The organism is Emergencia sp. JLR.KK010 (assembly GCF_037018265.1).
Taxonomy (GTDB): Bacteria; Bacillota; Clostridia; order Peptostreptococcales; family Anaerovoracaceae; genus Senimuribacter; species Senimuribacter intestinalis.
Genome location: NZ_CP143550.1, coordinates 336,035 through 349,357 on the forward strand (window position 1 = coordinate 336,035; position 13,323 = coordinate 349,357).

The following is a 13,323-nucleotide window of genomic DNA, read 5'->3' on the forward strand; positions in this document are numbered from 1 at the left end:
GGTTCGGTCTGTTCTAGGCGATATGCTTTATCCAAATATTCCTGACCTTTTTCAGTCTGACTCATGTTATATATAAATGCGTCTCGTCTATATCGCAAAAAATCAACATAATTCAAGTCTTCAACTTCAAGCAGCGATATTCCCACATATTGCGCTACTAGATGCTCCCATTGAGTTGAAATAATATAATTATGCCCCTTACTATCTTCTAAAGGGTAGTAAGGGAGAGTTAGTTTTTTAAGGCTACAATTTCAGAAACGAAATCCATATAACTCTGTAGGAAGATGACGATGTCTTCCATATCCATAAGTTCAATCAGCGTTTCCGTTTCAACCTTTCGACCGGTTTTGTTGTGACTCATAATGATAGCCAGTGTGTCGTAAATCTCTTCAAGCCCATCGTCATCTGTGCCATCTTCTAGAATTTTTTCCAGATTGATAAATTCGTTTAAAATCCGCTTTGTTGGCGTCCGTAACATCAATTTTGTTTTGTTCTCATCTGGAAGAGTAACTGTCAAGTATTTCTTCTTTAGCGTATTAAAATCTAATGCTTTCATAAAAAATCCTCCTTTTTTCTGATATAAAAATAGGACGGAGAGTAATCCCTCACGTCCAATTTTTGAATTATACAGTCTGTGCGATTTCTTCGATGTACTGGATGAGAGTGCCCTCTTCGTCCTGCGGCAAGCACTTAAACTCTGCATCAATAACGGTTTCTTTATCTTTCGCAAACGCTAAACTAAAACCCGCTTGATTTACACCTCTGATAACCAGCCAAATATCGCCATCAGCTCTATCTGTGTGATGAAAACATAACGCATAAGACTTTCCGTCATGATTACCCACACCTCCAATTTTTACAGTTCTAATTCCATCAGCTTCTGTAACTCTAGCGGTGGAACACAGATGTTTCAGAGTTTTACCATTCCAAGTAATGATACCACTCTTCAATGTCGCTTCTTCTTCGGTCATGATAGTTTTAACGGCTTTCCCAGTGTCATCTTTAGCTTCATACCAAGTGCCCTTATATTCAAGGGTTGCGCCCCCTTGAATTCTTCCCAATAAATCAGCTTCCGTGAAGTCTGTGTAATCAGGAATAGCGCCGGTGTACTCCTTAATCATTAGGTCACCTGATCCTAAGATGATAGTTTCAGCGTCTCTTTTATTTTCAGACATAGTCTCTCCTCCTTCTATTTTTCAACATGCGAAAAGGTATAAATGATTTGATATAGCTGCTCTTCCTCAATCCAATAGCGTTCCTCCTTTTGGTATGGCACAGCGAATAAATCAAGACTTGTTTCAATCGCTCTTTCGGCTCCTGGATCGGGTTTGTATGAATACAACTCAATGGTGTACTCATGGTCTTTAATAAAATTACGATCGTCAGACCCCCAAACGTCGTAGGAATCCATATAAACAGCGTACGTTTCACGAGGTGCCTTTAAAAAACGTGTTTCTTTAAATGTTACCCCTTCAACAAATCCCGCCGCGACCAAAATGTCTTTAACCATTTTTAATCACCTCTTCAACCGCTTTTTCAAACTCTTTGGTAATCTTATCAGCGGCTTTACTGATAAAATGCGTACCTGAAACTCTCCCGCCGTTTCGACTAACGTGTCCGTCTTCCAAAAGATGGGATAAACGATAGTCTGAACCATCAACATACCAAACGTAAGTCACCGAACGAACGCTCTCGCTCAATTTTCGACTTTTGATAGATGACTTATAATGATGTTTTCGTTTTCCGACAGGTGCGGTTAATTTCGTTTCGTTTACCAGTTTCCTCATACTCTTTTTAGCTTGGTCTTTTATATCGTCCGTAATTTCCTTTGAATACTGCGTTAGCTCGCGCGCGATAATATCGCTTAAATCCTCAACCGGTATGTTCAATAGGACACCCCCTGCAACTTTACTATTTTGTGCTGAAGCAAATAATCATCAAAATCGGTAATATTAAAGAGATTATCACGATACAAAATCCGATAACATTGTGTATTATACGCAATGTCCTCAAGGGCTCTAAAATATCTTACTTCAAAAGTTAAGTGGCGTTTTTCTTGAATTGCGCCGCCGTTGAGATATTCGTCCGATAATTTGGATTTATTAATCCTAGCGTGCAAGCAATACAGGTTCGTCCATTCTTCACTCACTTCATCAATTTTTTGAATGATGATAGGCTTATCATAAACTTTTCCCACTTTAACCCCTTCTTAATTCTAGGCGTAATTGCCATGATAGATCATTAACCAACTTGCGAGTATTACTCGAAACGGTATCATTAATCCCACGGTTATCATAAAGATCGGAGATAATTATCAAGCCCAACTCCTTAGCTTTGGGATCAGCCACAGGATAATGCTCCCCGATTGAACTTTTTAAATAAGCATCAGCAGTACTAATTAGACGAGAGAGATTTGCCGTCACCATTTCATCGACATAATCTATCCCGAGATACTCCGAAACCTCTTCAACAGTAAGTAACCGTTCCATATCATCATCTCCTCTTTATCTGCTTAATATAGCTGCTACGATATCCTCTTTTACTCCCCCGACGGTGGAGTAACTGGTTCCGGTTCTGCTGTCGGTACGATATAACCGTTGATAAATGCGTCAGCATCACGAACGGTAACATCTTCACGTTCAATAGCTCTATACAGAGTCAAGTCTTCCTCGAAAGCATTAAGTTCTCCGATTACCGCAATGTCGGAAATTTTGATATTCATTTTTTTACGGTCCCAGTAAACAATTCCTTCCTTAAGATCACCAATAATAAACGGAATTTTCTCCTTATCAGTCGGTAAATCAGCATTAGGGATAATTTTAAGCGGAATCCTCTGGGCACCAACCTGCAAAGACATAGCCACAGTATCGCCCGGCATCGGCGCTAATAAATAACGTCCCATAGAATCCTTTAGAGTATCGAGATACTGCAAGCCGTCGTCATTCGTCACAATTGTAATGCCGCCAGCGAATGCCTGACCTAAAGTTACGTTGATAGCTTTTTTGATGCCGTCCATATTTTCGAGATTCTCAGCTTTTTTACTTTTGATTTCATTCATAATCAGCTTATTTGCTGTTACCCTAGACTCATCGCCAATCCACTCAATCAGTACTTGCGCCACATTTGCATCGGAGTCTTCCAGCACTTCATCGGTTACTGCAAAATAGCCGGCGTATTTATCAATCTCATACGGAAGCCTTTCGAACTTTGGAGTTTCTTTTTTGCCGATCTTGCCACCCTCGCCGACCTTCGTGAAACCAGTCTGCTGAGCGCGCTTCTTGAAAGTTCTCTGACCTTTATTCGTCTTGACAGGAACAACTGTCACCAAATCCAGCAAAGAGGCTTTGGCATTTCTGTATGTTTGAATCTGGGTAACAATGTCCTCCGGAACGGCATAGCCGCCATCAGAAAGGGTCGTTTCGTTCATGTCTTTACGACTCAACATAAATCCTTCCTTTGCATCTCGCCCGAATTTTTTAATTGCGCCAAGTTCTCCCTCTTCGTTCTTTGGCGTTTCGATTGGATCAACAACTTGTGCATTGGCGTTTTCGCCCTCTGCAAGTTTGCCAGCCTCAAAGAGTCTTTTTTCTGTTTCGTATTCTTTTCTAAGCTCATCGATTTCATCCATCAGAGCAGCTGCTTTGTCAACGTCCTTATTCTCATCTTCTGAGTTTAAAAACGCTTTCGCCATTGCTGTTTTTTCGTCGATTTTAGACAAAAGTTCTCTCATTCTCTTGTTCATTAAATATCCTCGCTTTCTGTATTAAAAAAGGACTCCGCATTTTTAATCATTAAAGATAAAAGTCGGGAATCCAGCTTGTCAGTGCCTTTTTCGTTTTTTGATTCTAAAGATTCAGCCGTCTCTCCCACAGGTTTAACAAACTCCTCGTTTTTGTGCGCTCCTGCACGTGGCTGTGCCGGAACGGCGACAAAAGATAATTCGTAAGCTTCTTTCGCTCCATGCAGAATCATCATACAACGTTTTTTTATGGATTTACCTGTTTCACTATCGACGACATCATACACCCTTCGAGGGTAGTGCCTGCAATATTCCTTCATATTGTCAGTCCCACAGATGTTACAAATCATCTTCTTAGGGACCGTCGATGTTGAGACTTCTTTCTTGATGCCCCCAATGATTTCCGCAATTAAATCCTTATTGGATTCTGTACGAACCATGTACATTTTAGCAATTAACTCGGTATGTATCTCTCCGAAGTCAGTAAGCTTATTAGCATCTTGAATTAACTCCGTATCAAAAACCCGCGCAACTTGGTTATCAGCTCTTCGACTGTGATCTTTTAGCATTGTGCGCCCTGGGTACAGCTTTTTTAAATCCTGCAAAGCTTTGAGATTAAATGGCATACCGTTTCGGTCATCACTTTCATTGTCAGCAATGGTCGCTTTAAACACAAATACATCGTCTGTACTAATAGGGCTAAGCGTGTACTTGTTAATCTTCCTCAAATCGGAGTCACCAACTTCAAGCGGTGATACTGATGCCAGTTTGCAAATCACCCCTGGAGCTGCTTCTTGATTATCAAAATCAAAATTCAACTTATCAGTCATCGTTATTACCTCCTTCCTTAGAATCTTTAATATATTGAGATCCGGTCAACTCGACCGGAATGCTCGCACCATTACCCAATAATTTATCTCCACCCTCCTTAGCTTCCAAATCCAATAAAGCGCGGGCTTCGTTAGGGGTATAAATGAAATTTCCAACGCCTGTCGATAACGTTTTTATCTGTGTTGCTAAATCAGCTCTCAAGATTACAGCAACATTAAATTTAAAATGGTATCCTGCGTCAATTTCCTCTCGCGATAGCAGTTTATAGCTTAATTCCTCTTCATATTGTTTGATAATATAAAGCAGCGTATCAACGTAGAAACTCAGTTGCTGCGCCTCTGCAGACGCATATGAGGACTTTGTATAATCGCCAATCTGATATGGTTTAATTCCAAAAGCACTAGCGATTTGCAGTGCGCTGTACTGTCTAACTTCGATAAATTGATTATCAGCTAATTTTACGTTAATAGGCGTAAAGCTAAAACCTAATGGAATCGGGATAATATCTTTAATTCCATCATCAGACAGCTCACCTGACGCATAAGCTTGTGTCATTTTAACCAATTCTTTTACGTTTGAATCGTTAAGTGAGCCGGTATAATTCAGAACCGCTTTCGCGGTAAATCCTGAATCGTACATGCGATTTAACATTTTTTGACTCTTGACAGCGCCGTCGAGCGTCCTTTTTAACTGATCCTGAACTGATACCCCTACTAAGCCCTCAAGCGTGTTAGATGATTTAAAATGCAGAATTTCCTCGGAGCCAAAACAATACCGTTTGCCGCCCGATGAGTAGATATAAATCAAATCTGGCTGGTCCGCAAGCAGTTTTGCGTCGTCATACCAAAGTTCAACGTCAGTACTGGGTAAAATCCATAGTTTCAAATTTTTCCCAGCTCCATGAATCCATACGTACGCATTGCCGTAATGATTGCGATTATATTCAACCGTAGACCAAAAAGTCGAAGAGGTCATATAAGGATTCGGTCTATCGTGCAGCGCATAATAAAGCGAGTGTGCTCGAGCTGTCTCCACGCCATTTTTTTCGTTATATTTTAATAATTTTAATGGCAATTTACCAATCGCCTCGCTGAGTACTTTCATGCAAGCAAAGTAGGTTGCCTCGGAGGTCACCTGACCGTCTCGGTCCGGCTCAATACCAAGGAACCGGTAAAGATTATCCAACTCGATAGTTTCTCTATGCGAGCTTTTAAAAAACGATTTTATCATCGTTTTAATCTTTTGTGTAATTTTCATTGTCCCTCCTTAGTCCAGCCTATAGCAGCAAGATAATCCGCCAGTCCGGTGTCAATGTCTACTGTCTCCACGTTGCGATTTTTTAGCATACATGCGTGTGCATCGATACAAGCATCGGCAGGATCAATTCTCTTATATCTCGCTCCCGGCTTTTTATCGATTTTGATTTCGCCAAATGAATTTCGCACCGTCGAAGCATTGATAAACGACCAGGTCAGCAACTCATTTCCCTCGTGATACATTACATCCTCGGATCTAACTAACAACTGCATGTCAACCGTAGCATCGTTGAGAGATTTACAGCTCTGTACAATTATCACCACCGGACATCCAAACTCTTCCAAATCAGCCAAAACACCATCAGCATTATGTGGGTCAATACCGATACCTAAAAAAGTAAGGTCGTATTCTCGCTGAACTCGCTCAAGATCTGCGATAATAAATTTATAATCGTTTTTAAAATCGCTAGCGCCGCCGGTCACTGTAATCAGCTCCATAGATTCCCAAACGTCATATGGCGCTAAGTCTGTTTCAATATGCTCTTGCAATCTTCCGCGAGGCATGAATGAATGAGAATAAATATAAAATTTTTCACGGGTTCCCCCGTCAACAACTACATTGACAGGGAACTCTAACGCATAAGTCGTTAAGTCTCCACCGCTGGATAAATCTAAGCCTACCCAACAAGAACAACCTCTCATATCTTCAAGGGTTAACTCAACACCACAGTTTTTCCATTTTTCTACGTGTATAAACTGATCATCGGTATTTTGAACCCACATATTAAGAGATTTCGTTAAAAAATCTCTTAACTCCGAGCCTCCCATATCTTTTGCGGTTTGCGCATCGGTTTTCAATACCTCAAATTTCTCAGGATCTGAGGCAATAAGCGGATTTGCCTTTATCCAATTTTCCGGATTCCAAATATCGTCACCTACATTTAAGCTATAAATATCAACAAAAAAGTCCTCCGCAGATATTAAGCCTTGAAGAACTTTAACGGCATAATCGTCTATCTCTTTACAAAAAGAATTTAGATTATCACCTCGTGTCGTAATCATAGATATTAGCGTTTCATCAAGCGCCCTAGTACCGTTATACAACGCTTTGTAAATTTTATTGTCCTTATGTTGATGAATTTCATCAATGGAAGCGTAAATTGCTCTAAATCCATCATCGAGTCCTGCTTCGCGACTTAATGCTTCAATGGTGCAGCCAGTGTGCAAAGCCTCAATTACAGATTTGTAATCTTTGATACTGAAGTATTCACCGAGGTCAGGGTCAACAGTGATAAACTTACTCATCTCTTCCCAAGCTAGCCGCGCCTGTCGTTTTTTTGTCGCAACTGTAAATAATTTGCCGAGATGGTAGCCGCCAAAAGCGCCGATATAGGTCCCCATAATACCATTTTCAAACGTTTTACCATTTTGACGAGCTACGGATTTATACCGTCTTCGGAAACGTCGTGTATTATTCGAAACCTTAAACCACCCAAACGTACACCCTAAGTCGAACGCTTGTGAGTCCAATAGTTTCACCGGTTTAGGTTTAACTCCCTCACCGATAGTTAATGTTTCCGCATAGTCAATGACCTCATTAGCACGAACAGGATCGTAATAATAAGGAAAGTCATCAGTCTGTTGTTTTTTTAGATCATCCAAATGGCGTTGACATGCCAAAATGTGCAATTGCCCAGCGATAACTTTGCCATTAACAACACGGCTAGCATACTCTGTCGCACGGTCATAAACAAGAGCCGAGCTATTACTCATTGGTATCAACACCTTTTTCAAACCGTTTGAACTTGTTTTCGACCGTTGTAGATGGTACTGCTTCAGGAACAACCAGCCTACAACGGCTTGATATAGATAACCCTAGATCATTCGCTGACGAACGCGCCTGCTTAAAATACCGCTCCTGAATCTTCGCCCACTTCTCAAGCCTAAAGGGGTCGTTTTTATTCTCTGGTTTCCTCATCTGCTTAACTGCATTGATATAAAACCCGTTGGCGACAATATAACGAGCCAATGCGTCCACATCAGTTTCCCCCATTATCTTTAGCTTAATAAGTTGTTCTGATAGTTTCCGAAATTCTTCTTTCTGTTTTTTTGTGAGATAATCCGGCGCGACGATATCGTCCATGATAGGCTTAACTTCTGTATTTTTCCTAGCAGTAATTTCATCTTTAGTTAAATGCTTCTTGCCATTCGCTAAAATCACCTCAATAGGTTGTCTCGCTCCCGCCATGAAAATCCCTCCTTCTATTTAGAGCTAATCTCATGTCGTAACTCCAATATCATATTTTCCAACCGCCTAAACGAGTAAATTTCTTCATCGGTCGTCTCAATTTGATAATCGAAAGGTTTCGGTCTAGTGATAACAGGAATCTCAACAGTTTCAATCGTTCTAAATGTATCACCATCATACAAGCCGATATATGCTCGAATCGGCAGAGGCGATTGCAGCAGAGAATTAGGAATCGCTACTGTTACAACATGGTTGCTAATGGATGCTTGTCTTACAATCGCCCTATCTAAATCCGCGTTCGAAAAATGAACTTCCGGCGCTGTTGTTAAGTTTAAACCCTCGACTTCCAATGTTCTATTGAGATCCCACTGATAAAGACTATCTGTCACATAAGAACCGTACGCATGGAAATTCGCTTTAATCATACTTAGTCTCCTTTATACTAGCTCAAAATAATTGCCCAGTAGTTCGCTCGGTGTTGCGTAAAGCGGTTGACCACTATCACGAATACATTTATATAGAATCTCGCCATAAAAGTAATACTTTTCGGCGAAAACCACCATATTCGGATCATATGGAATAGGATCGACAATCGTGCCCGCATGTTCCACATCGATTACATCCCAGCCTGCAGGATATAACTCAGGGTTTGTAAGGCTCGTAGACAAATGTGCCTGTTTACACTTACACAATTTTACTTTGCCATCAGAGAATTTAAACCTTACTCTCTGCCCAATACCATACGATATAGACTGCCCCTCCACATTTTCGACCCACTCAGGATAAAACTCCGCAACTTTGATAGCCGCATGGTCATCAGCAGTCAGAGTCGTCACTTTCAGAAATTCAACTAAATCATTATGCCTCATTACCTGCTACCTCCTGCGCTAATCTATCTCTGTAACCCTGTTCAATTTCTGCAATCTGTTCATCCGCAAGACCGTATTTGTTCGGCTCTCGCCAATTTGGATTTTCGTAGAATCCTTTTTCTGGTGTATAGCAGCATTTTCCATCTTCTATGTCCTCTGGCATATTTTCAATAGAATGAACGTCTACCATATGGTTCGGGAATGCTGTGTTTTCGTTTACTAATATTGGGTATCCATTGCTCATGTAGTCCAACTTCTCACCGTGCATTATGAGCTCATTACTATCTTTTAACGTGATTACGTACATTCTAATACCTCCTGTTATTCGTTTGTTACGATTTTGATTACCTGATTGCCATTGCCGCTTTGAGTTGAAACACCATAGATACTTTCACCCGGTTCAGTAGTTCGTACGGAATTTAATCTAGTGTACTCTCTAGTTATCACATTTCCATCAGTATAGTAGAATTTTTCATAGTGTTTAAATTTTAGAGCAACTGCTTGTACGACTCCTCCGGTGTTTCCTGCTCCAAAAGAGTTATCCCAATCGGGTTGAATATCAATACCACCTGAATTTAATATGTCAATGTACCCTATAGATAAAATATTTGTGTCTTGGTGTTTACAAGCTACTATCAGTCTATCTTCTGACTCAATATCTGTATCAAAGCCTTGCGCCGAATTACTAGCTTGAGAAAATAGATAAGTTGATTGTACGGCACTGACAGTACCATCTTGTATCAACAAAGTCATTAAAGCCACACGGATGTCTGTTGAATCATATTTATAAGGGTAAAAAAGTGCATAGTATGTTGAAGTTTTGTGAATTTGCATTTTACACCTGTTTATAGAGTTGGCACCTGAATATCTTGATAAAAACACTTTTGTGCCAACACTTACTGAGTTATTGGAAATAACTACTGGCATACAAACCAAAAATGGTGTACTAACGCTTGCGTTATTTGCACTTATTACAAATAGTGTGTCATCGTCTTTAAACGCTACAATAGCCTCCGCATAATACGCAGTATCTACAACAACTGCATGGAATGATGATATGATTGACATATCGCTGAATTTTACAACTGCAATTGCAAGCTTATTTGATGAGCTATAAGAATATGCAATAACCGCAGTTGCAGAATCACGTACAACGATACTTGAAATTATTCCCGTATACGCCGCATCACTTGTAGCATCTATAGATGCAATTTCTCCGACAGAAATTACATTCTCGCCATCTACACTAACTATAACGCATTTAAGCGTGCTTCCAAAAGACACAATAGCTCTATTGTTATCTATTTTGTCCACAGATATCATTCTTGTATTTTTAGCATTGCCTATAAGTGTCTGTTCACCAGCAAGTACTCCTGAGTTAGTTTCCGTGAGAATCCTTGCATATATTGGAGTGTTATTATTGTTGTTGGTCGTGCTAGACATGTAAATTAAAAGAAATTTTCCATCACTCAATTCAGCTTTATCCATACAAGGATAGATTTTAAATGGAGATATTTGGGGATTCGTTTTTACCATTTCATAGGCTACGAAGCTATTTTTTGGAACACTCGTATCAGGTTTTACCATACACAAATGCTCAACTCCGTTTTCTATCTTACTACTGCTCCCTCCGCCAGCATTCTTCACACTAATACTCACTTTGCTATCACCTCCAAAATTATAGGAATATCCACTGTCGGCACATCACCATACACTTTTATCGTATTAGACTCAATACTTCCAACCAGCCGGGCGCCACTCCACGCGTCAAGTTGTTCGACAGAACACGAACTGTCCGGCTCAATGGATAAATCGTAAGCGTCTTTCGGATAAGTTTGCTCAAAATCATACTGATTGTTACTCCAGTCCGTAGCTTTTAGCGTTGACACGACTCGCTGACTTTTCCCTGCTGCCTCAGCTTTTAACTGATAATCATCTAATATCTCAGATAAGCCGTCGATATTGCCGACTTTAGTAATAGGGTAAACTAATGCTGTATCTCCATTGTCTTTTTTTACGGTAAGGAGACCGTTTTCTTCTACTACCGCCATCGTGTTCTCCTTCCCTCCAATTAGCTAATCTGAATAAACAGATCTCCTGGTTGCATATCCCCCGGCTGCGTTTTCCCGATGGTAACCTTACTCTTACCCTCCCATTCAGTCACTTTCTCTGCCGTAACGCCGTCAAGCACAGTCTTATTGGTATGGCTGTGATTGCCCTGTGCCGCTGCATTTACCTTTGCGGCAAGGGCAGTATCAAGATCTGCCTCTGCGACTTTATCTTTTACTGCAAGGGCGCCCAATCCGTCAACAGTCGCTTTAATTGCTTCGACAGCAGATTTTTCGGCTTTCCCTCCGATAGTAGCAAGCAGCGCAGTATATTCGTCTTTATGAGTCGCCAGATAATCAGCAATCTCCTTCAACGTGTCGTATGCCGCTGGTGCACCGTCAATTATTTCGTCTTTAACAGCGGTCTTCGCCTGTTCGATTAAAGTTTCAACATCAGCAGTCTTCGCTTTTTCGTTCAGCGTCATGACTACCTCGATTAATTTCTCCGTCAAAGCACTTCCATCTTCAAGTACAACATTTCCACCAGTTGTTTTAGGTAATAATTCGTGGACAACTCCATCAATTAAACCTGTTAAAATAGCATTTGATGCTTTCATATTTCCTTCTCCTTTTTATTATAAAATTTTTAGAGCGTATTTTCCGTCTGTCAACGCCTCTTTGGAATCGACGATATTTTGAATATTTTTATTTTGCTCATCAATTTCAACATACCACCCCGTGTCTTTTTCTCCGGTGAGAAGCATAACTTCTCTAACCTCCGGAGTATGACTTGATTTAGGAGTAAGTTTAAGTATAATCGGTATGTCTAGTTCTGGAATGTCACCTTTAGCAGTGAGTACATTCACATCAATTCTGCCGAGCAAAATAGCTGCGTACCAAGCTTCTACTTGGTCTACTGTACAAATATAATCCGGCTGAACTTCAATGTCGTACAATTCCGCAGGATAAATTTCTTCGAAACTATAAGTTTTGGCCACCAGGTCCCAATTTGAAGCAAGCAATACTGTTTGCCGAAAGATTGATTTATTTTCCTTACTCCCCAGTCCGTCGGATGCTTCTTTCACAATCTGCCTACATTCTTCGGTCGCTGTTTGGCAATCCTCCAAAATTCCTGCAGCATTGTCATAAACAGTTTTAGCAGACGTATAATCCTTCGTCGCCTGTCTCAAAGCTGTTTCGGATTCAAGCACCTTATCAACAGCCTGTACGTATTTTTCATTAACTTGCTCATACTTGGTATTTATTTCATCATAACGAGCTAAACAGGTAGCCAGAACATTAGTCAGACGATTGTTAAGCGCATTGTAAGAATAAATTTCATCACTATCATCAACAAAGCTATAATCAGCTGGTTTTTTTCTTTTTTTAATAGGAATATCCATCTGATACAACGACTCGAAAGTATCTCCGTCATATTTGCAAACATAAACCGAAATTAGATAAGGTTGCTGCAACATCGAATTTGGAACTTGCACGCTAATGATTCCCGCATCGTTCATTTCGGCTTGTCTAACAATAGCACATTCCATTGCTACATTAGCAAAATGAATCTCAGGAATCGACGGCAGCGATAATCCGTAAATCGTCAATATTTGATTACTGTCCCATTGGTATAATGGATCATCAATGATACATCTGTCTCCAACGACTTTAATATTTGCCATTATAGACCTCCTCAATTTCTAATTTAAGGTAAAAAAATTTGCGTGGGGAGTTTTTGCTACAAAACAGTCCCCCTGTATCGTTATCCCCCGATAATTTTGTAGAATTTGAACCACCCCTGTAGCTTCTACCGTCAGCATACTCAAACGATATTTTCCTTTTCAAGTCAGGAGTCAATCATAATAAAAAGTCGCCTACAGCTTAAATTTAGCCTCATGACAACCAGGAGATTTTATTTCTTTTTTCTTTGAAACCTATCATGTGTTTCATTATGGCACCGTACGCACAACGCCTTTAACTTGTCATACTCTAACCGATGTTCCCAACCTTCATCCGTTTGAATCGGCGTCATATGATGTACTTGGGTTGCAATGGCTCCGCATACTTCACATCGATAGCCTTGATCTTGTAAGTACTTCGCTGATAGCGTTCGCCATTCGATGGAGTTATAAAAGATTAAATACTTCGGATTACGCTTGCGATTATATCTACGATTACTTTCTTTCTGCGCAGTTTGTTTTCGTAATTCAATTTCTGCTTCTACCAATGGTTTACACAGACTGCAATATGTCGCACCATAAGGCATGAGATTGCCGCAGCGCCCACAAGATTTCAATATCATAGTCTCATATCCCCCGAATATGAAAAG

19 protein-coding genes are annotated in these 13,323 nt (G+C 40.3%); all 19 read right to left on the reverse strand.

The genetic code is table 11. The features are described from left to right. Nucleotides 1-229 precede the first annotated feature (229 nt). Nucleotides 230-556: a hypothetical protein gene (locus V1225_RS01590; protein WP_338547363.1), complete on the reverse strand. Its 327-nt coding sequence runs from the start codon at nucleotides 554-556 to the stop codon at nucleotides 230-232. Between the two features lie 67 nt (nucleotides 557-623). Further along, nucleotides 624-1,175 (reverse strand): hypothetical protein, encoded by a 552-nt coding sequence (locus V1225_RS01595; RefSeq protein ID WP_338547365.1) that lies wholly within the window; start codon nucleotides 1,173-1,175, stop codon nucleotides 624-626. Nucleotides 1,176-1,189: 14 nt separating this feature from the next. Further along, on the reverse strand, nucleotides 1,190-1,510 hold the full coding sequence (locus V1225_RS01600) for a hypothetical protein (protein ID WP_338547367.1): 321 nt from the start codon (nucleotides 1,508-1,510) through the stop codon (nucleotides 1,190-1,192). Further along, nucleotides 1,503-1,889 (reverse strand): HK97 gp10 family phage protein, encoded by a 387-nt coding sequence (locus V1225_RS01605; RefSeq protein ID WP_338547368.1) that lies wholly within the window; start codon nucleotides 1,887-1,889, stop codon nucleotides 1,503-1,505. The genes V1225_RS01600 and V1225_RS01605 overlap by 8 nt, the downstream gene beginning before the upstream one ends. Further along, entirely contained in the window at nucleotides 1,886-2,197 is a 312-nt protein-coding gene (locus tag V1225_RS01610; RefSeq protein WP_338547369.1) for a head-tail adaptor protein, read from the reverse strand. The genes V1225_RS01605 and V1225_RS01610 overlap by 4 nt, the downstream gene beginning before the upstream one ends. A gap of 1 nt (nucleotide 2,198) precedes the next feature. Then, the gene (locus V1225_RS01615) at nucleotides 2,199-2,489 is read right to left on the reverse strand and encodes a head-tail connector protein (RefSeq protein ID WP_338547371.1); all 291 of its coding nucleotides are present in this window, start codon (nucleotides 2,487-2,489) and stop codon (nucleotides 2,199-2,201) included. Between the two features lie 50 nt (nucleotides 2,490-2,539). Then, on the reverse strand, nucleotides 2,540-3,742 hold the full coding sequence (locus tag V1225_RS01620) for a phage major capsid protein (RefSeq protein WP_338547372.1): 1,203 nt from the start codon (nucleotides 3,740-3,742) through the stop codon (nucleotides 2,540-2,542). Beyond that, nucleotides 3,742-4,569, reverse strand: a complete 828-nt coding sequence (locus V1225_RS01625) for a hypothetical protein (protein WP_338547374.1) — start codon at nucleotides 4,567-4,569, stop codon at nucleotides 3,742-3,744. Before V1225_RS01625 ends, V1225_RS01620 begins: the two co-directional genes overlap by 1 nt. Continuing rightward, nucleotides 4,562-5,827, reverse strand: coding sequence for a phage portal protein (locus tag V1225_RS01630; protein WP_338547375.1), 1,266 nt, complete (start codon nucleotides 5,825-5,827; stop codon nucleotides 4,562-4,564). The genes V1225_RS01625 and V1225_RS01630 overlap by 8 nt, the downstream gene beginning before the upstream one ends. Then, complete coding sequence (locus V1225_RS01635) at nucleotides 5,824-7,599, reverse strand: terminase TerL endonuclease subunit (protein ID WP_338547377.1); 1,776 nt, start codon at nucleotides 7,597-7,599, stop codon at nucleotides 5,824-5,826. The genes V1225_RS01630 and V1225_RS01635 overlap by 4 nt, the downstream gene beginning before the upstream one ends. Then, a complete protein-coding gene (locus V1225_RS01640) occupies nucleotides 7,592-8,074 on the reverse strand; it encodes a phage terminase small subunit P27 family (RefSeq protein ID WP_338547380.1) in 483 nt (160 codons plus the stop codon). The genes V1225_RS01635 and V1225_RS01640 overlap by 8 nt, the downstream gene beginning before the upstream one ends. Before the next feature lie 14 nt (nucleotides 8,075-8,088). Continuing rightward, nucleotides 8,089-8,499 (reverse strand): hypothetical protein, encoded by a 411-nt coding sequence (locus V1225_RS01645; RefSeq protein WP_338547381.1) that lies wholly within the window; start codon nucleotides 8,497-8,499, stop codon nucleotides 8,089-8,091. Between the two features lie 12 nt (nucleotides 8,500-8,511). Then, nucleotides 8,512-8,943, reverse strand: coding sequence for a hypothetical protein (locus tag V1225_RS01650; RefSeq protein ID WP_338547383.1), 432 nt, complete (start codon nucleotides 8,941-8,943; stop codon nucleotides 8,512-8,514). Next, nucleotides 8,933-9,250, reverse strand: coding sequence for a hypothetical protein (locus tag V1225_RS01655; RefSeq protein WP_338547384.1), 318 nt, complete (start codon nucleotides 9,248-9,250; stop codon nucleotides 8,933-8,935). The genes V1225_RS01650 and V1225_RS01655 overlap by 11 nt, the downstream gene beginning before the upstream one ends. 14 nt (nucleotides 9,251-9,264) lie before the next feature. Further along, nucleotides 9,265-10,602, reverse strand: coding sequence for a hypothetical protein (locus tag V1225_RS01660; protein WP_338547386.1), 1,338 nt, complete (start codon nucleotides 10,600-10,602; stop codon nucleotides 9,265-9,267). Beyond that, nucleotides 10,599-10,994: a hypothetical protein gene (locus tag V1225_RS01665; RefSeq protein ID WP_338547387.1), complete on the reverse strand. Its 396-nt coding sequence runs from the start codon at nucleotides 10,992-10,994 to the stop codon at nucleotides 10,599-10,601. The genes V1225_RS01660 and V1225_RS01665 overlap by 4 nt, the downstream gene beginning before the upstream one ends. Before the next feature lie 20 nt (nucleotides 10,995-11,014). Then, the gene (locus tag V1225_RS01670) at nucleotides 11,015-11,608 is read right to left on the reverse strand and encodes a hypothetical protein (RefSeq protein ID WP_338547389.1); all 594 of its coding nucleotides are present in this window, start codon (nucleotides 11,606-11,608) and stop codon (nucleotides 11,015-11,017) included. Nucleotides 11,609-11,626: 18 nt separating this feature from the next. Continuing rightward, nucleotides 11,627-12,676: a hypothetical protein gene (locus tag V1225_RS01675; protein ID WP_338547391.1), complete on the reverse strand. Its 1,050-nt coding sequence runs from the start codon at nucleotides 12,674-12,676 to the stop codon at nucleotides 11,627-11,629. A gap of 230 nt (nucleotides 12,677-12,906) precedes the next feature. Then, the gene (locus V1225_RS01680) at nucleotides 12,907-13,296 is read right to left on the reverse strand and encodes an HNH endonuclease (protein WP_338547392.1); all 390 of its coding nucleotides are present in this window, start codon (nucleotides 13,294-13,296) and stop codon (nucleotides 12,907-12,909) included. Nucleotides 13,297-13,323: the final 27 nt, after the last annotated feature.

What these genes read in the sequence shown, in the direction of transcription:
- V1225_RS01590 (WP_338547363.1), bottom strand. Translation starts at nt 556, where the DNA reads ATGAAAGCATTAGATTTTAATACGCTAAAGAAGAAATACTTGACAGTT.
- V1225_RS01595 (WP_338547365.1), bottom strand. Translation starts at nt 1,175, where the DNA reads ATGTCTGAAAATAAAAGAGACGCTGAAACTATCATCTTAGGATCAGGT.
- V1225_RS01600 (WP_338547367.1), bottom strand. Translation starts at nt 1,510, where the DNA reads ATGGTTAAAGACATTTTGGTCGCGGCGGGATTTGTTGAAGGGGTAACA.
- V1225_RS01615 (WP_338547371.1), bottom strand. Translation starts at nt 2,489, where the DNA reads ATGGAACGGTTACTTACTGTTGAAGAGGTTTCGGAGTATCTCGGGATA.
- V1225_RS01620 (WP_338547372.1), bottom strand. Translation starts at nt 3,742, where the DNA reads ATGAACAAGAGAATGAGAGAACTTTTGTCTAAAATCGACGAAAAAACA.
- V1225_RS01625 (WP_338547374.1), bottom strand. Translation starts at nt 4,569, where the DNA reads ATGACTGATAAGTTGAATTTTGATTTTGATAATCAAGAAGCAGCTCCA.
- V1225_RS01630 (WP_338547375.1), bottom strand. Translation starts at nt 5,827, where the DNA reads ATGAAAATTACACAAAAGATTAAAACGATGATAAAATCGTTTTTTAAA.
- V1225_RS01635 (WP_338547377.1), bottom strand. Translation starts at nt 7,599, where the DNA reads ATGAGTAATAGCTCGGCTCTTGTTTATGACCGTGCGACAGAGTATGCT.
- V1225_RS01640 (WP_338547380.1), bottom strand. Translation starts at nt 8,074, where the DNA reads ATGGCGGGAGCGAGACAACCTATTGAGGTGATTTTAGCGAATGGCAAG.
- V1225_RS01645 (WP_338547381.1), bottom strand. Translation starts at nt 8,499, where the DNA reads ATGATTAAAGCGAATTTCCATGCGTACGGTTCTTATGTGACAGATAGT.
- V1225_RS01650 (WP_338547383.1), bottom strand. Translation starts at nt 8,943, where the DNA reads ATGAGGCATAATGATTTAGTTGAATTTCTGAAAGTGACGACTCTGACT.
- V1225_RS01655 (WP_338547384.1), bottom strand. Translation starts at nt 9,250, where the DNA reads ATGTACGTAATCACGTTAAAAGATAGTAATGAGCTCATAATGCACGGT.
- V1225_RS01665 (WP_338547387.1), bottom strand. Translation starts at nt 10,994, where the DNA reads ATGGCGGTAGTAGAAGAAAACGGTCTCCTTACCGTAAAAAAAGACAAT.
- V1225_RS01670 (WP_338547389.1), bottom strand. Translation starts at nt 11,608, where the DNA reads ATGAAAGCATCAAATGCTATTTTAACAGGTTTAATTGATGGAGTTGTC.
- V1225_RS01675 (WP_338547391.1), bottom strand. Translation starts at nt 12,676, where the DNA reads ATGGCAAATATTAAAGTCGTTGGAGACAGATGTATCATTGATGATCCA.
- V1225_RS01680 (WP_338547392.1), bottom strand. Translation starts at nt 13,296, where the DNA reads ATGATATTGAAATCTTGTGGGCGCTGCGGCAATCTCATGCCTTATGGT.